18 protein-coding genes are annotated in these 18,161 nt (G+C 68.1%); 6 read left to right on the plus strand and 12 right to left on the minus strand.

What is annotated here, in order from left to right; all coding sequences use genetic code 11:
* Both AC1DY5_RS12935 and AC1DY5_RS12940 read right to left on the minus strand, forming a co-directional pair.
* Positions 1–645, minus strand: a 645-nt coding sequence (locus AC1DY5_RS12935) for a phosphonate ABC transporter ATP-binding protein (protein ID WP_478111816.1), incomplete at its 3' end; no start/stop codon positions are given.
* A 31-nt stretch (positions 646–676) separates the two neighbouring features.
* On the minus strand, positions 677–1,534 hold the full coding sequence (locus AC1DY5_RS12940; RefSeq protein ID WP_478111817.1) for a putative selenate ABC transporter substrate-binding protein: 858 nt from the start codon (positions 1,532–1,534) through the stop codon (positions 677–679).
* A gap of 106 nt (positions 1,535–1,640) precedes the next feature.
* Between AC1DY5_RS12940 and selD the strand changes: the two genes are divergently transcribed.
* The gene (gene selD / locus AC1DY5_RS12945; protein ID WP_478111818.1) at positions 1,641–2,720 is read left to right on the plus strand and encodes a selenide, water dikinase SelD; all 1,080 of its coding nucleotides are present in this window, start codon (positions 1,641–1,643) and stop codon (positions 2,718–2,720) included.
* Positions 2,721–2,725: 5 nt separating this feature from the next.
* Here the strand turns inward: selD and norR are convergent, their stop codons facing one another.
* The gene (gene norR, locus AC1DY5_RS12950) at positions 2,726–4,357 is read right to left on the minus strand and encodes a nitric oxide reductase transcriptional regulator NorR (RefSeq protein WP_478111819.1); all 1,632 of its coding nucleotides are present in this window, start codon (positions 4,355–4,357) and stop codon (positions 2,726–2,728) included.
* Between the two features lie 128 nt (positions 4,358–4,485).
* Here norR and hmpA point away from each other — a divergent pair, with 128 nt between their 5' ends.
* Positions 4,486–5,676, plus strand: a complete 1,191-nt coding sequence (hmpA, locus tag AC1DY5_RS12955; RefSeq protein WP_478111820.1) for an NO-inducible flavohemoprotein — start codon at positions 4,486–4,488, stop codon at positions 5,674–5,676.
* Between the two features lie 4 nt (positions 5,677–5,680).
* On the opposite strand, the gene AC1DY5_RS12960 is transcribed toward hmpA, so the two are convergent.
* Both AC1DY5_RS12960 and AC1DY5_RS12965 read right to left on the minus strand, forming a co-directional pair.
* Positions 5,681–6,460: a YfaZ family protein gene (locus AC1DY5_RS12960; RefSeq protein WP_478111821.1), complete on the minus strand. Its 780-nt coding sequence runs from the start codon at positions 6,458–6,460 to the stop codon at positions 5,681–5,683.
* Positions 6,461–6,549: 89 nt separating this feature from the next.
* Positions 6,550–7,461, minus strand: a complete 912-nt coding sequence (locus tag AC1DY5_RS12965; RefSeq protein ID WP_478111822.1) for a LysR family transcriptional regulator — start codon at positions 7,459–7,461, stop codon at positions 6,550–6,552.
* A gap of 146 nt (positions 7,462–7,607) precedes the next feature.
* Here AC1DY5_RS12965 and AC1DY5_RS12970 point away from each other — a divergent pair, with 146 nt between their 5' ends.
* A complete protein-coding gene (locus AC1DY5_RS12970; RefSeq protein ID WP_478111823.1) occupies positions 7,608–8,519 on the plus strand; it encodes a sterol desaturase family protein in 912 nt (303 codons plus the stop codon).
* 20 nt (positions 8,520–8,539) lie between these two features.
* On the opposite strand, the gene AC1DY5_RS12975 is transcribed toward AC1DY5_RS12970, so the two are convergent.
* Genes AC1DY5_RS12975 through AC1DY5_RS12985 form a run of 3 tightly spaced genes read right to left on the minus strand, consistent with a single transcriptional unit; the run spans position 8,540 to position 11,201 of the window.
* The gene (locus AC1DY5_RS12975) at positions 8,540–9,325 is read right to left on the minus strand and encodes an enoyl-CoA hydratase (protein ID WP_478111824.1); all 786 of its coding nucleotides are present in this window, start codon (positions 9,323–9,325) and stop codon (positions 8,540–8,542) included.
* Positions 9,326–9,335: 10 nt separating this feature from the next.
* Positions 9,336–9,512: a hypothetical protein gene (locus tag AC1DY5_RS12980; RefSeq protein ID WP_478111825.1), complete on the minus strand. Its 177-nt coding sequence runs from the start codon at positions 9,510–9,512 to the stop codon at positions 9,336–9,338.
* 24 nt (positions 9,513–9,536) lie between these two features.
* Positions 9,537–11,201: an alpha-amylase family protein gene (locus AC1DY5_RS12985; protein ID WP_478111826.1), complete on the minus strand. Its 1,665-nt coding sequence runs from the start codon at positions 11,199–11,201 to the stop codon at positions 9,537–9,539.
* A 54-nt stretch (positions 11,202–11,255) separates the two neighbouring features.
* Between AC1DY5_RS12985 and AC1DY5_RS12990 the strand changes: the two genes are divergently transcribed.
* Positions 11,256–12,869 (plus strand): alpha-amylase family glycosyl hydrolase, encoded by a 1,614-nt coding sequence (locus AC1DY5_RS12990; RefSeq protein WP_478111827.1) that lies wholly within the window; start codon positions 11,256–11,258, stop codon positions 12,867–12,869.
* 82 nt (positions 12,870–12,951) lie between these two features.
* On the opposite strand, the gene AC1DY5_RS12995 is transcribed toward AC1DY5_RS12990, so the two are convergent.
* Complete coding sequence (locus AC1DY5_RS12995; RefSeq protein WP_478111829.1) at positions 12,952–15,297, minus strand: cytochrome P450; 2,346 nt, start codon at positions 15,295–15,297, stop codon at positions 12,952–12,954.
* A 10-nt stretch (positions 15,298–15,307) separates the two neighbouring features.
* On the minus strand, positions 15,308–16,276 hold the full coding sequence (locus AC1DY5_RS13000) for a Bug family tripartite tricarboxylate transporter substrate binding protein (RefSeq protein ID WP_478111830.1): 969 nt from the start codon (positions 16,274–16,276) through the stop codon (positions 15,308–15,310).
* A gap of 291 nt (positions 16,277–16,567) precedes the next feature.
* Here AC1DY5_RS13000 and AC1DY5_RS13005 point away from each other — a divergent pair, with 291 nt between their 5' ends.
* The gene (locus AC1DY5_RS13005; RefSeq protein WP_478111831.1) at positions 16,568–17,446 is read left to right on the plus strand and encodes an IclR family transcriptional regulator; all 879 of its coding nucleotides are present in this window, start codon (positions 16,568–16,570) and stop codon (positions 17,444–17,446) included.
* A 15-nt stretch (positions 17,447–17,461) separates the two neighbouring features.
* Here the strand turns inward: AC1DY5_RS13005 and AC1DY5_RS13010 are convergent, their stop codons facing one another.
* Both AC1DY5_RS13010 and AC1DY5_RS13015 read right to left on the minus strand, forming a co-directional pair.
* Positions 17,462–17,605, minus strand: coding sequence for a hypothetical protein (locus tag AC1DY5_RS13010; RefSeq protein WP_478111833.1), 144 nt, complete (start codon positions 17,603–17,605; stop codon positions 17,462–17,464).
* Positions 17,602–17,835, minus strand: a complete 234-nt coding sequence (locus AC1DY5_RS13015; RefSeq protein WP_478111835.1) for a hypothetical protein — start codon at positions 17,833–17,835, stop codon at positions 17,602–17,604. The genes AC1DY5_RS13010 and AC1DY5_RS13015 overlap by 4 nt, the downstream gene beginning before the upstream one ends.
* A gap of 169 nt (positions 17,836–18,004) precedes the next feature.
* Here AC1DY5_RS13015 and AC1DY5_RS13020 point away from each other — a divergent pair.
* The coding region (locus tag AC1DY5_RS13020) for a type II toxin-antitoxin system prevent-host-death family antitoxin (protein ID WP_478111836.1) at positions 18,005–18,161 on the plus strand (157 nt) is incomplete at its 3' end.

The raw sequence follows: 18,161 nt of genomic DNA on the forward strand, positions 1-18,161 counted from the left end.
GAACCAGCGCAGCGCCAGGTCGACCGCATGCAGCGAGGCCACCAGCGTCGCCCCGGGTGCCTCGCCCAGCCAGACGAGCGTCTGCAGCGCGGCCTCGGCCAGCGTCGGGTCGAGCGTCGACACCGGTTCGTCGGCCAGCAGCAGAGCCGGCCGCTGGTAAAGCACGCGGGCGATGCCGACGCGCTGGAGCTGGCCGCCCGACAGGCGATCGCAGCGGTCGAACAGCCGGTCCTCGAGCGCCAGCCGCGACAGCGCCTCGTGCGCACCCGGCAGGTCGGACGGCCGCAGCAGCAGCGAGCAGAGCGCGCGCGGCAGCGACCACTGGCCCAGCCGCCCCGCGAGCACCGCCGTGACGACGCGCAGCCGCGGCGCGATCGGCGGGCTCTGGTGCACGGTGCCGATGCGCGCCCGCAGCCGTCGCAGCGCCGGCGCCGGCAGCTGCCAGGGGGATTCGTCGAGCAGCCGCACCGCGCCCTCGCCAGGCCGCAGCGCGGCGCCGAGCACCCGCAGCAGCGTGGTCTTGCCGGCGCCCGAGGGGCCGATGATGGCCAGCCGTTCGGCGGCGCCGGCCGCCAGCGTCACGCCTTGCAGCGCGCGGTGGCCGTTCGGATGCACCAGGCCAACCGCATCGAGCGAGAAGCTCACGCGGCCGGTCCGGCGACACGCGAGGGTCGCATCACTTCACCATGCCGGCCGACCTGGCCGCGGACTCGATGCCGTCGTAGTTGGACGACTGCGTCGGAATGAACTTGCTGGCCCGCTGCAGGTCCATGATCTCCTTGTGGGCCGGGTTCGCGGGATCGAGCTTCAGGAAGGCCTCGGTCAGCTTCTTCGTCACGGCCGGATCGAGGCCCGGCCGCACGGTCCAGTTGTAGTCGTAGTAGGTCGGCGTGGTCGCCAGCACGCGCACCTTGGCCGCGTTCGGATTCTTCGCTTCGACCAGCTTGTCCCAGACCGAGGCGTTGAGCACGCCGGCCTCGGCCCGCGCGGCGGCGACGAAGGCCAGGGTGGCGTCGTGCGCCCCGGAGAAAGCCACGGTCTTGAAGTCCTTGTCGGGATCGATGCCGGCCTGCAGCAGGAAGTAGCGCGGCATCAGGCTGCCCGAGGTGGAGGACGGCGCGCCGAACGCGAAGGTCTTGCCCTTCAGGTCGGCCAGGGTCTTGGCGCTGCTGTCGACCGGCACGATGAACTTGCTGGTGAAGACCTTGTCCTCGGCGCGCTGCACGATCGGCACCACGCCGCCGTTGGTGCGGATGCGTGCCTGCACGAAGGTGAAGCCGCCGAGCCAGGCGAGGTCGAGCTTGTCGGTGGCGAGGCCCTCGACGACCGCCGCGTAGTCGGTCACCGGGGTGAACTTCACGTCCATGCCGGTTTCCTTCTGCAGGTAGTCGCCCAGCGGCTTGAACTTGCGCTGCAGCTCGGTCGGCGCCTCGTCGGGAATGGCGGAAACGCGCAGCACCTTGCCCTGGGCCAGGGCAGCCACGGCGCAGGCCGACAGGGCCAGCGCGACAGCGAGGCGGGAGAGTGTTTTCATGGATGGACGACGCCGGAGCGTGAATGAGCGGACAACCCTCGATTGTAGAAAGGCACGCCGGCGCCGCGGCTTCGATAATGGGCATCCCTCCGATTCGCTTGCCGCCATGACCGATTCCCTCTCTCCCCGCCCCGTCAATCCGCTGGCACCGCTGCGCCTCACGAACTTCTCGCATGGCGGCGGCTGCGGCTGCAAGATCGCGCCCGGCGTGCTCTCGCAGATCCTCAAGAGCGGCGCCGGCGGCCTGATGCCGCCCGAGCTGATGGTCGGCATCGAGACCGCCGACGATGCCGCGGTCTACCGGCTAAACGACCACCAGGCCCTGATCGCGACCACCGACTTCTTCATGCCGATCGTCGACGACCCGTACGAGTTCGGCCGCATCGCCGCCACCAATGCGATCAGCGACGTCTACGCGATGGGCGGCAAGCCGATCATGGCGCTGGCGCTGGTCGCGATGCCGATCGACCAGTTGCCGCTCGAGGCCATCGGCGAGATCGTGCGGGGCGGCCAGGATGTCTGCCGCACGGCCGGCATTCCGATCGCCGGCGGCCACACCATCGACTCGGTCGAGCCGATCTATGGCCTGGTGGTGATGGGGCTGGTCGATCCGGCGCAGGTCAAGCGCAACGCCGACGCCCGGGCCGGCGACGTGCTGGTGCTCGGCAAGCCGCTCGGCGTCGGCGTGCTGTCGGCGGCGCTCAAGAAGGAGCAGTTGCCGGAGGCCGGCTACCGCCAGCTGATCGACTGCACGACGCGGCTCAACACGCCGGGCATCGCGCTGGCGGCGCTGTCCGGCGTGCATGCGCTGACCGACGTCACGGGCTTCGGCCTGGCCGGACACACGCTGGAACTCGCGCGCGGGGCCGGACTGACCGCCGTGATCGAGTGGTCGAAGGTGCCTTTGCTGGCAGGCGTCGAAGCGCTGGCCGCCGAGGGCTTCGTGACCGGCGCATCGGGCCGCAACTGGAGCGGCTACGGCGCGGAGGTCGAACTCACAGCCGACCTGCCGGCCACCGCGCAGGCACTGGCGAGCGACCCGCAGACCGCCGGCGGCCTGCTCGTGAGCTGCGCACCCGAGGCGGTCGATGCGGTGCTGGAGATCTTCCGCAGCGAAGGCTTCGGCGCCGCCGCGGTGATCGGCCGCACCGAAGCCGGCGCCGCCGGCCTGCGCATCCTGGCCTGAAGGCCTCAGGGCGCCGCGCCCGGCCCCTTGCCGGGCTCCAGCGCGACGCCCAGCCGCTTCGCGAGCCGGATCAGGTTGGCTCGGTCGAGACCGAGGGCCTGCGCCGCCGCCGCCCGGTTGAAGCCATGCGCCGCCAGCGCCGCCCGGACCCGCTCGCGCTTCAGCGCATCGACCGCGTGCTGGAGCGGCTCGCCCTCTGTCGAGATGCCGGCGCCGTTGTCCGGCGGCGCTGTCGGCTCGGGGTTTGCCGCGGCCGGCGCGGCATCGGCGGGGTGCGCCTCCAGTTCGAGATCCTCCGCGCTCAGGCTCAGGATCCGCGGCCGCTGCGGATGCCGGGCACGCGCCTTCAGCACGCTGCGCCCGAGCAGGTGCTCCATTTCGCGCACATTGCCCGGCCAGCCATAGGCCAGCAGCGCCGCCTGCGCGCTCGCATCCAGCCGGGCGGCACCGATGCCGAGCCGGGAGCGGTTCTCCTCGAGGAAGAAGCCGCTGAGCAGAAGCACGTCGCGGCCCCGATCTCGCAGGGGCGGCACGCGCAGCGGATAGGCGCTCAAGCGGTGATAGAAGTCGGCCCGCAGCCGCCCGGCCCTCACCTCCTCGGCCAGGTCGCGGTTGCTGGCCGCGATTAGGCGCACATCCACCCGATGCTCGCGGTCGGAGCCCAGGCGCTGCAGCTGGCCGCTCTGCAGCACGCGCAGCAGCTTGGCCTGGACCGGCATCGACAGCTCGCCGACCTCGTCGAGGAACAGGGTGCCGCCGTCGGCCAGCTCGAACTTGCCCGGGCGGTCGCCGCCGGCCCCCGTGAAGGCGCCCTTGACATGGCCAAAAAGTTCGCTCTCGACCAGCGTCTCGGGCAAGGCCGCGCAGTTGAGGCTGATCATCGGTCGCGCCGCGCGCGCGGAGCCGGCATGGATCGCTTCCGCGACCAGCTCCTTGCCGACGCCGGTCTCACCCTGGATCAGCACCGACAGCTCGCTGCCGGCGACCAGCTGGATGTCGGCCAGCAACTGGCGCATGGCCGCACTGCGCCCGATCAGCTCGCGTGCCCGCGGCGCGGCGGCGAGCCTGAAGCCCTCGGCGCGCAGGCTCTCGAGCGCAACCCGGTTCTCAAGCTGCTCGATGCGGCCGGCCACGGTGACGATCGACGCGGCCAGGTTGGCGAACAGCTGCAGCGCCGCGAGGTCTGCTTTCGTGAAGCGGTCGGGCTGCAGGGCGTCGAGCGTGAGCAGGCCCCAGATCCGCTGGTTGAGCTGGATCGGGCAGCCGACGCAGTCGTGCACGTCGAGATCGCCATGCACTCCCTCGACCAGGCCGTCGTAGGGATCCGGCAGCGCACTGTCGGACGGAAAGCGCAGCGGCCCGCCGGCCCCCAGCAGCGCCGCGAAGCGCGGGTGCTCGGCGAGCCGGAAACGGCGGCCCAGCGTGTCGCGGCTCAAGCCATCGACCGCCAGCGGCAGCAGGCTGCCGTCTTCCAGCCGAAGAAGCGCCGCCGCATCGCAGGGCAGCAACACCCGCAGCGACTGCAGCAAGCGACGATAGAGTTCCTCGCCGGGCAGGCCGGCGGCCATGTCGGCGACCAGCGGCGCAACCGCTTCGAGCAGCTTGTCCGCAGTCAGATGGACACGAGTATGAGTCATTGAGACATGATGTTATTCGAGTCAAAAAGACACTGATCACGCCAAGTCATTGATTTTCCTGGTGACTGTGGCTGGAACGGGTATTGCAGTGCACAAGACATCCCATGTGAACTCCAGGAGCCCTTTTCGTGCTGACCACCCAACAAAAGTCCATCGTCACCGCCACCGTGCCGCTACTCGAAACCGGCGGCGAGGCATTGACGACCCACTTCTACCGGATCATGCTCGCCGAGCACCCCGAAGTGCGGCCGCTCTTCAACCAGGCCCACCAGGCCAGCGGCGACCAGCCGCGGGCGCTGGCCAACGGCGTGCTGATGTATGCCAAGAACATCGACCGGCTCGAGGCGCTCGGCGACCTCGCCGGCCAGATCGTCAACAAGCACGTCGCGCTGCAGGTGCAACCCGAGCACTACCCGATCGTCGGCGCCTGCCTGCTGCGCGCCATTCGCGAGGTGCTGGGCGCCGAGATCGCCACCGACGAGGTGATCGACGCCTGGGCCGCGGCCTACGGCCAGCTCGCCGACATCCTGATCGGCGCCGAGAAGCAGGCCTACGATGAGCGCGCCGATGCACCGGGCGGCTGGCGCGGCGCCCGGTCGTTCACGGTGGTGAAGAAGGAGGCCGAGAGCGAGGAGATCGATTCCTTCTACCTCGCGCCGACCGATGGCGGGGCGATCCTCGACTTCAAGCCGGGCCAATACATCGGCCTGCGGCTGGAGGTCGACGGCAACGAGATCCGCCGCAACTACTCGCTGTCGGCGGCGCCGAACGGCAAGACCTACCGCATCAGCGTCAAGCGCGAAGCCGGCGGCCTGGCTTCCAACCACCTGCACGACCAGGTCGGCGAAGGCGCGACGGTCGAGCTGTTCCCGCCGGCGGGCGCCTTCACGCTGGAAGCGAGCGAGCGGCCGCTGGTGCTGATAAGCGGCGGCGTCGGCATCACGCCGACGCTGGCGATGCTCGAGGCCGCGCTGAAGACATCGCGCGCAGTGCATTTCATCCACTGCGCACGCACCCGCAGCGTTCACGCCTTCCGGCACGCCATCGATGCGCTGGCGCACAAGCACCCGCAACTCGAGCGCTTCTATTGCTACGAAGTGGTGGCCAAGGACGCAGCGCAGGGCGATGCGCCGCACGCGGTGGGCCGGCTCGACGCCCAGAAGCTCGCGCAGTGGCTGCCGGCGACGCGCAACATCGATGCCTACTTCCTCGGCCCGAAGCCCTTCATGCAGCAGGTGAAGAGCGCGCTGCGGACGCTGGGCGTGCCTGATCGGCAGGCCCGCTACGAGTTCTTCGGGCCGGCCTCGGCGCTCGAATAGCGACTTAGAACTTGAAGCCGGCGCCGAAGTAGGGCCCGCCCAACGCCATCTTGTTGAGCAGGCCGTCGTCAATCTTGTAGCTCAGGTAGCGATAGCCGAACTTCAGCGAGACGGTGGGCGAATACTGGTAGCTGGCGCCGGCCACGGCCTGTCTGCTGGAGGAGGCGCTGCCCTCGCCCACGTCCAGGTAGCCCAGCAGCGACCACTTGTCGTTGAGCGGCATGAGGGCGCGCACGCCCACGATGCCGTTCCAGCCGCTGCGCGAGTCCTCGATCAGGCCTCCGAGGTCACGCAGGCTCGGCGCGATGTCCACGTCGGTCTTGACATTGAGATAGCGGCCGCCCGCGAGCACGTCGACGGCCAACGGCCCGTTGAACACGCGGTAGGTGCCCGCAATGGTGTAGATCTGCTGCACGTAGTCGACGTTGTAGCCGCCCAGGAGCCCACCGGCGACCTGGTTGGAGACGCCGAGCTTGATGTACTGCATGTCGAGAAAGCCGCCCCAGTCGCCCTTGCGGGCCTCCAGCGTGCCCATGGCGCCGAAATCCAGCGCTTTCAGCAGGGTCGTGGACTTCACCGAGACGGTGCTGCCGGGCAGGGGCCCGAGCTTCAGGTCGGACCGGACACCGGGCGTCCAAAGGTAGGGAATGAATTCGAACTGCCAGTCGTTGGTCGATGGAAGGCTCTGGGCCGCGGCCGGAAGGCAAGCCAGCGTGGCGCCGAGGCCGCAGAACGTGAAGAGGAAGGACCTCGCCGGGGACCGGCCGTGCAGGAATGAACGCATCGTGTTCGTGGCCTCGATAGGACTGTCGGATCGCCATGATAGGGGCCGGAGTGACCCGCGCGGCGGCAGTCGTGGGCTGGATGCGACGCTCACGCGGGGCCCGCCGCCGAGGCTCCGACCGGCAGCCGGCCGATGATCAGCCGGGCCATCGGCGACGGCGTGCGCCCGTTCAGCGTCACGACGCCCATCTCGGACGCGGTGAGCGGCAGGCCCTCGACCGCCAGCGCCCGCAGCCCGCCGGCCTCGAGTTCCTTCGCCACCGCCGCGTGCGGCGCAGCGAGCACGGAGTCGCAATCGAGCGCCATCGCCTTCAGCAAGCCGACATCGTCGCATTCGAGCGCCAGTGAGAGGTCGCTGGCCGACGGCAGGCCCAGCAGCCGAGCGAACGTGGCCCTCACGGCCGCGGGCAGCCGCACCGACAGCACGCCATGGGACCACAGCTGCGGCAGCGTCACCGGCCCGCGGTGCCCGAGCGGGTGGCCATCGCGCACGTAGAAGCCTCCAGGCTCCTGCCGCAGCGGGCGCAGCGTGAGGCTGCTGTCGGTCGGCAGGTCGCGCGTGTCGGCGACGAAGAATTCGATGTCCTCCTCCCGCAGTCGCGTCAGCAGCAGCTGCCAGTTGCTGATCTCGAGCCGCAGGTTGATGCGCGGGAACTCGCGCCGCATCGAGGCCAGCAGCGGCGCCAGAAAGGTCGCCGCGGGAAACGGGCCGGCACCGAAGGCGGTATCGCCGAGCTCGAGGCTGCGGTAGAGCGCGATGTCGCGCTCCAGGCAGCGGTTGTCGAACACCAGGCGGCGCGCGCGGGCGACGATGAACTCGCCGGCCGGCGTCGGCACCACCTCCTGGCTGCCGCGGTCGAACAGCAACAAGCCGAGCTCGGCCTCGGCCGCCTGGATGCTGCGCGTGAGGGCCGGCTGGCTCAGGTGCACCTGCTCGGCGGCCCGGATGAAGCTGCGGCGGTCGGCGACGGCGACGATGTGCGTCCAACGCTTGAGGTCCATGCGACTTCCTCAATGACAAATTGCAGTCACTGCATTGAAATTACCCCCACTATGCATTGGACTCAATAGGTGGAAATCGCAAGAATCGCGCTCCAAGGAGCCCGGACACGTGCCAGGGCCCACATTCCCCAAAAAGGAGACAAAGCGTGAACCTGGTCCAGAACACCATCCTGGTGGCGATCCTTCTGTTTTTTGCGCTGCTCGAAGTGGGCTCCCGCAAGCACAAGGACTTCCACGCCACCGCCGACGACACCAAGCTGGAACTGTTCATGTTCCTGTCGCTGCTGGCTTTCTCCCAGCCCCTCGTCTTCGCCGTCACGGCCAAGCTGTGTGCGCTCCTGATGCCGGCGCAGCGTGATACCTGGGCGCACCTGCCGTGGTGGGCCATGGGCGCGATCCTGCTGGTCGCCGACGACATGACGCAGTATTGGTGGCACCGCATCTCGCACTCGCCGCTGCTGTGGCCGCTGCACCGCGCGCACCACACGGCGCACTACATGAGCATCCGCGTCACCTACCGCAACAACTTTTTCTACTACCTGATGATGCCCGGCCTGTGGGCCTCGGGCGTGCTGATCTACCTGGGCTTCGGCAACGTCTACCTGGTCTACATCGTGATCAAGCTGACCATCATCCTGGGTGCCCACAGCGCGGTGCCGTGGGACGCGCCGCTCTATCGCATCAAGTGGCTGCATCCGCTGGCCTGGATGCTGGAGCGCACGATCTCGACGCCAGCCACGCACTGGGCGCACCACGCGCTCACCAACGACGACGGCATCGGCCACTACAAGGGCAACTTCGGCAACCTGCTGTTCGTCTGGGACCTGCTCTTTGGCACGGCCAAGATCACGCGCCGCTACCCGGCAAAGGTCGGCCTGCAGGACGACCTGGTGTTCGGCAAGGAGCGCTGGTTCGTCGAGATGTTCTATCCGCTGATCCATTCGCGCCGCGCGCACTCCGCGCTGGTGCCCGGTGGCCGGGCCTATGCCGAGGCCGAGGCCGAGGTCGACGGCGATGCCGGCGTCCACGCACCGCGAGCGCTGGCGAGCAAGTCGTGACTTCGAACGTGCGGGCCGGCCTATTGATCTGAGCGCGCCTTCTCGTCGATGAAAGCCTTCATGTACCGCTGCGGCTCACCCGTTGCGAAAGCGCTCGCGAATTCGTCCACGCCCTTCAGGATCGAGGTCTCCAGTGGTTCGTGCTGCCATTCGCGCAGCAGCCGCTTTTGCTGCCGCACCACCACCGGCCCCAGAGAAGCGAACTGAGCGGCGGTGCGCGCGACTTCGGCGTCGAGACTCTCGGGCGCAACCACGGCATCGACCAGGCCCCACGACAGCGCGCGTTCGGCATCGATGTTGTCACCGGTCAGCAAGAGCCAGTTGGCACGGGCGTTGCCGATCAGCCGCGGCAGCAACGCTGCATGGATGATCGAAGGAATCCCGACCTTGACTTCGGGCATTCCGAACTCCGCCTGACTGGAGGCGATGCGGATGTCGCAAGCCAACGCGAGTTCGAGGCCGCCACCCAGCGTCCAGCCGGGTATCCGCGCGATGACGGGCGCTGGAAACTGGCGCACCGCTTCGCAAAGCTGCCTGAGCCTGTCGATGAAGGTCCTCGCCGACCCGACATCGAGCGCGCTCATCTCCTTGATGTCGGCACCGCCGACGAAGGCCTTGTCGCCGCTGCCGCGAAGGACTACGGCCCGGACGCTCGCATCGCCGGCAAGCTGCCGCAGCGCGCCGGTCAGGTCGGCGATGACCGGCGTGCTCAGGATGTTGAGCGACTTCGCTTCACGGATCGCGATGGTGGCGATGCCTTCGGCATCGATGGCGACGGCTGCGTGGTGAAACAAGAATTCTGGCACGGCGGATCTTTCAGAGCTTTTCGAATCGGATGTCCTGGATGACCTTCTTCCAGAGTTCATTCTGGCTCGCGACCAGCCGCGAGAAGTCGGCGCGCGACATCGGGCTGGGGATCGCGCCCTGCCCTGGCCCCAGCGCCCCGTGACCCTGGTAGTCGCCTTCGCGCCCCGCGGCGGGTGGAAAATGCAAGGAGCTTAGCGCCGCCACACCGCTTCAGACGTCACTGCGCTTGAGTAGGTAGTCGAGTCCGCCGACGCGGAACCAGCGGTAGCCGTAGGGCTCGAGCAGGATGCAGTGGCGGCCATCGGCGTCTGCCTCGCTGTGGTCTTCCGAGAGCAGGTTGGTGAGTTGCTCGCCGCCGGCACCGATGGCGCTGGCGGCGAGTTCGATCTCCAGCGGGTCGGCAACCAAGTTGTGCACGAAGAGCACGACGTTGTTGCGCCACGCGTAGCGCATCACCAGCACCGACTGGCGCGGCTGCGGCAGCACCTTGAAATCGCCCCAGCTGACCTCGGGGATCTCCTGGCGCATGCGCAGCGCGCGCTCGGTCCAGTTGAGCAGCGAATCCGGGTCGCGCCGCTGCGCCGCGACGTTGACATGCTCGAAACCGTAGGCCCCGCCGGAGATGACCGGCCGCACGGGCTTCCCGGCCGCCGTGAATCCGCCGTGCGGCTCTGTCGACCACTGCATCGGCGTGCGGGCGCAGTTGCGCTCGGGCAGCGACAGGTCGTCGCCCATGCCGATCTCGTCGCCGTAGCGCAGCACCGGCGTGCCGGGCAAGGTCAGCAGCAGGCTGTAGGCCAGCTCGAGCCGGCGGCGGTCGCTGCCGAGCATCGGCGCGAGGCGGCGGCGGATGCCGCGGTCGTAGAGCTGCATGTCCTTTTCGGGGGCGAACTCGGCAAAGACCCGTTCGCGCTGCGCTTGTGTCAGCCGGCCCAGGTCGAGCTCATCGTGGTTGCGCAGGAACAAGCCCCATTGCGAGGTGGCAGGGCGCGGGCGCGTCGCTTCCAGTGCCTTGGCTAGGGGCCGGCTGTCGCCGCTCGCGAGCGCATAGAACAGATGCTGGTTCACATGGAAGTTGAACATCATGTGGATGCGTTCGCCCTCGTCGCCGAAGTACTGCATGTTGGTGCGCGGCTGCACATTGGCCTCGCCGAGGATGATGGCCTGGCCCTGGCGCCATTGAAGCAACTCGCGGAACTCGCGCAGCATGTCGTATTGCGGCACCGGCCTGGTGACGTCCGCCCCTTTGGTCGAGATGACGAAGGGCACGGCGTCCATGCGAAAGCCGGAAACGCCGAGCTGTGTCCAGAAGCCCATGATCTTCAGGATCTCGGCCTGCACCCGCGGATGGCTGGTGTTCAGGTCGGGCTGGAAGTCGTAGAAGCGGTGGAAGTACCAGCGCTTGGCCACCTTGTCGAAGCTCCAGGTCGACTTCTGCACGCCCGGAAAGACCATGCCCTCGCCGGCGTTGGCCGGCTTCTTGTCGGCCCACACGTACCAATCGCGGTAGGGAGAGTCGCGGTCCTTGCGGGCCGCCTGGAACCACGGGTGCTGGTCCGAGGTGTGATTGACCACCAAGTCGATCAGCACGCGCATGCCGCGCTGCTGTGCCGCATGCGTGAACTCGACGAAATCGCCAAGAGTGCCATAACGCGCATCGACGTTGTAGTAGTCGGACACGTCATAGCCGTCGTCGCGTCCGGGCGAGGTCTGGAAGGGCATCAGCCAGACGGTGGTGACGCCGAGCCCGTGCAGGTAGTCGAGCCTCCGCGTCAGGCCTTCGAAGTCGCCGCATCCATCGCCGTTGGAGTCCATGAAGGTCTCCAACGAAAGGCAGTACACGACCGCGTTCTTGTACCAGAGGTCTTTGATCATTCGACAGCCCTTTCTGGGGAAGAATGGAATGCTTTGCACGTTGAAAGGAACGCGATGTCGGCCGACTCCTGGTGGAAGAACGGAATCATCTATCAGGTCTATCCGCGCTCGTTCCAGGACAGCAACGGCGATGGCATCGGGGACCTCGACGGCATCCGCGCCCGGCTCGATCATCTGGTCTCGCTGGGCATCGACGCCGTCTGGGTCTCACCGATTTACCCCTCGCCGATGGTGGACTTCGGGTACGACATTTCCGATTTTTGCGCCATCGACTCGCGCTTCGGCAGCCTGGCCGGCTTCGATGCCCTGCTGCGAGAGGTTCATGCACGGGGGTTGAAGCTGATCCTTGACTTCGTGCCCAACCACACGTCCGACCAGCATCCATGGTTCGTGCAGAGCCGCAGCGCACGCAGCAGCCCGCGACGCGACTGGTACCTGTGGCGCGACCCGGCACCGGGCGGCGGCCCGCCCAACAACTGGCTCAGCAACTTCGGCGGGCCGGCCTGGACTCTGGACCCGGCCACCGGTCAGTTCTACTGCCATTCGTTCCTGAAAGAGCAGCCCGACCTCAACTGGCGCAGCCCCGAGGTGCGCGCCGCCATGTACGAGGTGCTGCGCTTTTGGCTGCGCCGCGGCGTCGACGGCTTCCGCGTCGACGTGCTCTACCACCTGATCAAGGACGACCAGTTCCGCGACAACCCGCCGAATCCGGACTACGTGGCCGGCCAGGACCCGGCGCATCGCTGGACGCCGCTCTACACCGCCGACCGGCCGGAGATGCAGCAGATCGTGGCCGAGATGCGCCGCGTGGTCGACGCCTTCAGCGACGCCCGGTCGTCTCGCGTGCTGATCGGCGAGCTCTACCTGCCGCTGGCGCGCCTGGTCTCCTACTACGGCGCCAATGCCGAGGGCGTGCTCGAAGGCGTGCAGCTGCCCTTCAACTTCCAGCTGATTGGCGCCGAGTGGCAGGCCCGGCGCATCGACCGCCTGGTGCGCGACTACGAGGCGGCCCTGCCCACCGGCGCCGCCCCGAACTGGGTGCTGGGCAATCACGACAAGCCGCGCATCGCAAGCCGCGTCGGTCCGCAGATGGCGCGGCTCGCGGCCATGCTGCTGCTCACGCTGCGTGGCACGCCGACTCTCTATTACGGTGACGAAATCGGCATGACCGACGTCGACATCCCGCACGAGGAAGTGCAGGACCCGTTCGAGAAGAAGCAGCCCGGCAAGGGGCTGGGCCGCGACCTGCAGCGAACGCCGATGCAGTGGAGCGGCGCGCCGCAGGCCGGCTTCACGACCGGCACGCCGTGGCTGCGCCTGGCGCCCGACTGGCCCAAGCGCAATGTCGAGGCGCAGTCGCGCGATCCAGCGTCGATGCTGGCGCTGTACCGGCAGCTGATCGCGCTGCGCCGCGCGCAGCCCGCCTTGAACCGTGGCGCTTACGAAGCACTCGACAGCGAGGCCGATGTGCTGGCGTACGCGCGCATCGCGCAGGGGCAGAGGCTGGTAGTGCTGTTGAACTTCGGCGCCGGCCCGGCGACGGTGTCGCCCGCGTTGCTGCCGGCGCATCCGATCGTGCTGGCCTCGACGGCTCCCGCGCGCGCACGGCTCATCGAAGGCCCGCTGGTGCTGGCGCCGTCCGAAGGCGTGGTGCTGGCACCCGCCTAGGCGTCAATTCTTCGTGTCGGCGGCTGGCGCAGCCGGGCGCGCCTGGTGCCTTCTGGATCCTGCCTCTCTCGAATCTCGACGCTCAGAGCGCCAGCACCAGCCTGCCACCACGCGCCCGCGAGCAGCAGGTCATCATGCGCGACTGAGCTTCGCGCTCGGCACGCGTGAGCACCAGGTCGCGATGGTCCACCTCCCCGCCGAGCACGCGCGCTTCGCAGGTCCCGCAAAGCCCTTCCTCGCAGTCGCTCGGGATGTCGACGTTGGCGGCGCGCAGCGCGCTCAGCAGCGTCCGGTCGGCCGGAACCGTGACCGTGATGCCGGAGTCCTTGAGCTCGACCTCGAAGGCATGCTCCCTGTACGGGTCGAGCGTGCCGACGCTCGATGCGAAGTGCTCGATCCGCAGCGCGTCCTCGGGCCAGCCGGCGCAGCAGGCCTCGAGGGCGTCCAGCATGCGCTGCGGGCCGCAGGCATAGACCTGCATCCCGGCCTCGGGCCGTGCCAGCAAGTCCTTGAAGTCGTTGCGCCGGCCTTCGTCGCCGACATGCAGGTGCAGCCTCTCGCCGTGCAGCGCGGCCAGCTCGTCGATGAAGGCCATGGTGCTGCGCCGGCGGCCGCTGTAGTGCAGCTGGTAGTCGAGGCCGAGCGCCCGGGCCCGCCGCGCCATCGCGCTCACCGGCGTGATGCCGATGCCGCCGGCGATCAGGATCAGCTTGCGCGCCGCCTCGTCGAGCCGGAAGTGATTGCGCGGACCGCGGATGCGCAGGTGGTCGCCGGCCTTCAGCTGGCCGTGGACCCAGGCCGAGCCACCGCGGCCATCGGCCTCGCGCAGCACCGCGATCTCCCACGCCTGCGCGTCGTCCGGGTCGCCGCACAGCGAGTACTGGCGCGACAGCTCGGGGCCACCGCATTCGACGTCGATGTGCGCGCCCGGCGTCCAGCGCGGCAAGGCCCGGCCGTCGAGCGCGACCATGCGCAGCCTGACGATGCCTTCGGCCACCGGGGTCACGCGCTCGACGACGACCGTGCGGGTCGCCGCATGGCGCGAGGGTTCGCCGATGCGAACCGGCGTCTGCGCATCGAGCAGCGCCGGCTGCCGGCGTTCGGGGTTCAGCGATGGATCCCACTCGACCCAGAGGTGCTCGGGCCCGCGGAAAGAGGTGTTGGGCAGGTAGCTGAAGCGCTGCTCGGCCAGCCGCATGTGCGGCAGCCGGCGCGTGAACTCCTCCAGGAAAATCTGCATCTCCATGCGCGCCAGGTTCTTGCCCATGCACTGGTGCGAGCCGTAGCCGAAGGTGAGGTGGTCGCTAGCGTTGTCGCGCCGGATGTCGAGCAGGTCGGCATCGGCGAACTGCTGCGGATCATGGTTGGCCGACGAGGTCACGATCAGCAGCTTCGAGCCGGCCGGCAGCGCCACGCCGCCGACCTCCACGTCCTTCGTGACGAGCCGCCGCCAGGCCGCCACCGAGCCGTTGTGGCGCAAGCATTCCTCGACCGCGTTGGAGATCAGGCCCGGGTCCTCGCAGATCTCGCGCCAGGTGTCCGGGTGCTGCAGCAGCAGCTTCATCGCGTTGGCCGTGGCGTTGGCGGTGGTCTCGTGCGCGGCCACGATGCCGGCCATCATCATCGAATGCAGGTAGGAGTCGGTCACCACCTCGGGGTGGTCGACCTGCTTGCGGATGCCGTAGCGCATCCAGCCCGGCCCCGAAGGGTCCTGGCGCATCTTGTCGAGCACCTGGCCGGCGAACTGCCAGAAGTTGCCGACCGCGTGCGCCACCGCCACCTGCTCCTCCGGCTTCGGCCGGCCCCAGGTGTTGACCGTGTGCGCGATCGAGTACTTGCGCAGCGTGTCCATGTCTTCCTCGGGCACGCCGAGGAAGTGCAGCGCCACCGTGAGCGGCACCTCCCACAGCATCTGATCGACCAGGTCGGCGCGGCCGTCGTCGATGAAGCGGTCGACGTACTCGCGCGCCAGCTTGCGCACCAGCGGCTCGTGGTGGCGTAGTTCGTCGGGCGTGAAGGGCTCCATCAGCAGGCGCCGCCGCGGCATGTGGGCCGGCTCGTCCTCGTTGACCAGCGTGCGGTTCAGGGCAAAGCCGTAGGAGGCCAGCACCGCGTTCGCGTCCTCGCTGGTGGGCGTGATCTTCTCGAGCGCGATCGAAGGGCTGAAGCTGATGTTGTCGCGGAAGATCGCCTTGATGTCCTCATAGCGCGTGACCACCCAGTAGCCCAGCTTCGGACTCCAGAAGATCGGCTCCTGCTCGCGCGCCCAGCGCAGGGACTCGGGCGGGTCCTGCTGGTAGGCGTCCTCGAAGGGATCGAATTCGGCCGCGCGCTGGCTGACCGGGCAGCCAGTCGGCGTCAGGTGACTCGGACGCTGGGAAGCGAAAGGGCAGCCGCCCGCGGGCGCCACGGGTTGCGGAGTGGTCATCGGGAGCTCCTCAGTCGAGCGTGATGTGGAGATCGTGGATCAGCTTCTGCCAGCGCGCCGTCTCGCTCTTCAGCAGTTCGGCGAACTGGGCTGGCGTGTTGCCGACCGGCTCGACACCGAAATCGATCAGCCGCTGGTGCACGGCCGGGTCGYGGATCGCAGCCACCACATGCTTGTTGAGCGTGGCGATCACCTCGGGCGGGGTCGCTGCCGGCACCACCATGCCGACCAGCGCGGCGGCCTCGACATTCTTGAAGCCCAGTTCGGCGAAGGTCGGCACCTCGGGCAGTTGCGGCAGACGAGTCGGGTTCGCCACCGCCAGTGGCCTGACCTTGCCGCTCTTGATGAAGCCGGCGCCGGCGGCGAGGTCGACCATCATCGCCGGCACCTGCCCGCCCACCACGTCAGCCAGCGCCGGGGCGGCGCCCCGGTAGGGCACGTGGACCATGAACAGGCCGGCCTCGATCTTGAGCAGTTCCATCGCGAGGTGGTGCGGACTGCCGGCACCGGCCGACGCGTAGTTGGTGCCGCCGGGCTTGGCCTTGGCCTTGGCGATGAAGTCCTTTGCGCTGCTCGCGTCGCTGCCGGGTCCGACCACCAGGATCATCGGAAAGCGCCCCATCAACGTGACCGGGGCCAGGTCCTTGGCGGGAATGTACGAGAGGCTCTTATACAGCGCCGGGTTGAAGACCAGCGTGCCATTGTCGGCCGACAGCACGGTGTAGCCATCGGCCGGAGCGCGAGCGATCTCGGCAGCGGCGAGCGCCGTGTTGCCGCCGGGCTTGTTGTCGACCAGCACCGGCTGGCCGACCTGGATCGACAGCCGCTGCCCGATCGTGCGCGCGAGGAAATCCGAACCGCCGCCAGCCGCATAGGGCACCAGCCAGCGGATCGGCTTCGACGGAAAGGCGGACTGGGCAGCCACGGGGGTGGCCAGGAAGGGCACGGCCAGCAGCACGGTGGCAATCAGCTTCTTCATTGGGGGCGTCTCCTGGAAAATTTAGCGTAATTGTTATACGCAATGCGTAATCACGCGCTCGGGTTTCCACGGGGTACCCGGAAACTGCCCGATGAGGGGAACATCCACAGCAGCCGCGCGCTCCAACATGTCTGCGTTGCAAGTACGTCGATCGGCAACGGTCGGCGGCTCTCCAGAGCCATCCAGAGTGGACCACCCACCGATGGCTCTCTTTTTTTGCCCGTTCATTACGATGCGGGTCGCGCGGGAGCAGTCTGCACCCAATACCGCATACACCCGATCAAAACAGCCATGAACCGAAACGAGCCACCCCTGCAGCCGTCCGAAGCGCCGTCTGCCTCGCGCACACCCGAGCGCCGCCAGCGGGTGCAATCCGCGGAGACCGGCATGGTGGTGCTGAAAGGCTTGGCGGCGATCGGCGGAACGGCCAGCCTCACGGCGCTGGCGGCGCATGTCGGCGAGAGTCCGGCAAAGGTCCACCGCTACCTGGCCAGCCTGATGCAGGAAGGGCTGGTCGACCAGGACGCCACGACGCAGCGCTATTTTCTCGGCCCCGAACTGATCCAGATCGGCCTGGCCGCGATGCGCCAGGCAGAACCGATCCGGCAGGCCGAGCCGGCGCTGGTCCGCCTGCGCGAGAGCCTCGAAATCACCTGCTTCGTCGCCGTGATGGGCAACCGCGGGCCGACCATCATGCGCTTCGAGGAGCCCGGCCTGCCAGTCACCGTCAACGTGCGTGCCGGTTCGGTGATGTCCTTGCTGTGGTCGGCCACCGGACGCGTGTTCCTGGGCCTGCTCGACGAGGCGCGGGTGTTGCATATGGCCAAGGACGAACTCGCGGCGGCCTCCAGCGAGATGCGCGCCCTCCTGCCGGCGTCGGAGCCGATCGAGGTCCTGCGGCGCGAGGTCCAGGCTGCACGCTGCGCCACCGTGAAGGACACCTACCTGCGCGGCATCAGCGCGGTGGCCGCACCGGTCTTCGATTTCACGGGCCGCGTCTGCGCGGTGATCACGGCCCTCGGCGCCACGGGCGGTTTCGACCCGGCGGTGGATGGCGAGATCGCCCGCGCCGTGCGGCGCGAGGCGCATGCCACCAGTCTGAGGCTGGGTTATACGGGCCAGGAAGCCGGGCCGACCGCCGAACCCACAGCGCAGGCCTCGAAGCCCTGAGTATTCAAAGTCCGCTCATCGCTGCGACACATCGAACCAGCCGACTTGCAGCACTTCGTCGTTGTCGCTTAGTCCAGCGGCCACCAGGACCAGGGTCGCAAACAGCGTTGCCACGCCGAACCCGACTGCTTTCAGTATTGAATTCGTCCAGATGTTCATGATGTGCAGTTTTGGTGGCGCTGCGCAAGCGCCCAGGTGTCGAGCAACTCCCTTTGCCATTCGAGCGCGACGTCAAGGTAGCCGTCCCTACGAAGTGAATCCGAGAAAGTACGATTCATCATTGGTTTGCTTTTGAGGACGCCAGGCGCGTCTGCGGCGACAAAGAGTTCATAGCATCGCGCATGGCGCACACCGGCGCCTTGATGCAGCGCAAATGCCTGCGGCAGCATCCTCTGAGATCAAGCTGCGATTCTGAAGACCTGTTTTCGACTTGATGGACGCGAGCAGGTCGTCTCGCTGCTGCTGCTGCTCTTCTGCTCTGCCTGCTCGCTCGAAATGGACATCCAGCGCACGATCTGGCTATTTTTGCCATAATGGCAACTCCACTCGGGAGCTGCCATGATCACCGCCCTGCCCGCCCTCCATGACCTGCCGCGCCAGAACGCCTCGCAGGTCAAGAACAAATGGGGCGACGTCGTGCGCCAGGTTCGCCAGAGCGGCAGCGTGGCCATCACGAACCATGCCGCGGTCGAGATGGTGCTGCTCGACGCCGCCA

The organism is Variovorax sp. P4_D9 (genome assembly GCF_056401695.1).

What these genes read in the sequence shown, in the direction of transcription:
- AC1DY5_RS12940 (WP_478111817.1), bottom strand. Translation starts at nt 1,534, where the DNA reads ATGAAAACACTCTCCCGCCTCGCTGTCGCGCTGGCCCTGTCGGCCTGC.
- selD (WP_478111818.1), top strand. Translation starts at nt 1,641, where the DNA reads ATGACCGATTCCCTCTCTCCCCGCCCCGTCAATCCGCTGGCACCGCTG.
- norR (WP_478111819.1), bottom strand. Translation starts at nt 4,357, where the DNA reads ATGACTCATACTCGTGTCCATCTGACTGCGGACAAGCTGCTCGAAGCG.
- AC1DY5_RS12960 (WP_478111821.1), bottom strand. Translation starts at nt 6,460, where the DNA reads ATGCGTTCATTCCTGCACGGCCGGTCCCCGGCGAGGTCCTTCCTCTTC.
- AC1DY5_RS12965 (WP_478111822.1), bottom strand. Translation starts at nt 7,461, where the DNA reads ATGGACCTCAAGCGTTGGACGCACATCGTCGCCGTCGCCGACCGCCGC.
- AC1DY5_RS12985 (WP_478111826.1), bottom strand. Translation starts at nt 11,201, where the DNA reads ATGATCAAAGACCTCTGGTACAAGAACGCGGTCGTGTACTGCCTTTCG.
- AC1DY5_RS12990 (WP_478111827.1), top strand. Translation starts at nt 11,256, where the DNA reads ATGTCGGCCGACTCCTGGTGGAAGAACGGAATCATCTATCAGGTCTAT.
- AC1DY5_RS12995 (WP_478111829.1), bottom strand. Translation starts at nt 15,297, where the DNA reads ATGACCACTCCGCAACCCGTGGCGCCCGCGGGCGGCTGCCCTTTCGCT.
- AC1DY5_RS13005 (WP_478111831.1), top strand. Translation starts at nt 16,568, where the DNA reads ATGAACCGAAACGAGCCACCCCTGCAGCCGTCCGAAGCGCCGTCTGCC.
- AC1DY5_RS13010 (WP_478111833.1), bottom strand. Translation starts at nt 17,605, where the DNA reads ATGAACATCTGGACGAATTCAATACTGAAAGCAGTCGGGTTCGGCGTG.
- AC1DY5_RS13015 (WP_478111835.1), bottom strand. Translation starts at nt 17,835, where the DNA reads ATGCTGCCGCAGGCATTTGCGCTGCATCAAGGCGCCGGTGTGCGCCAT.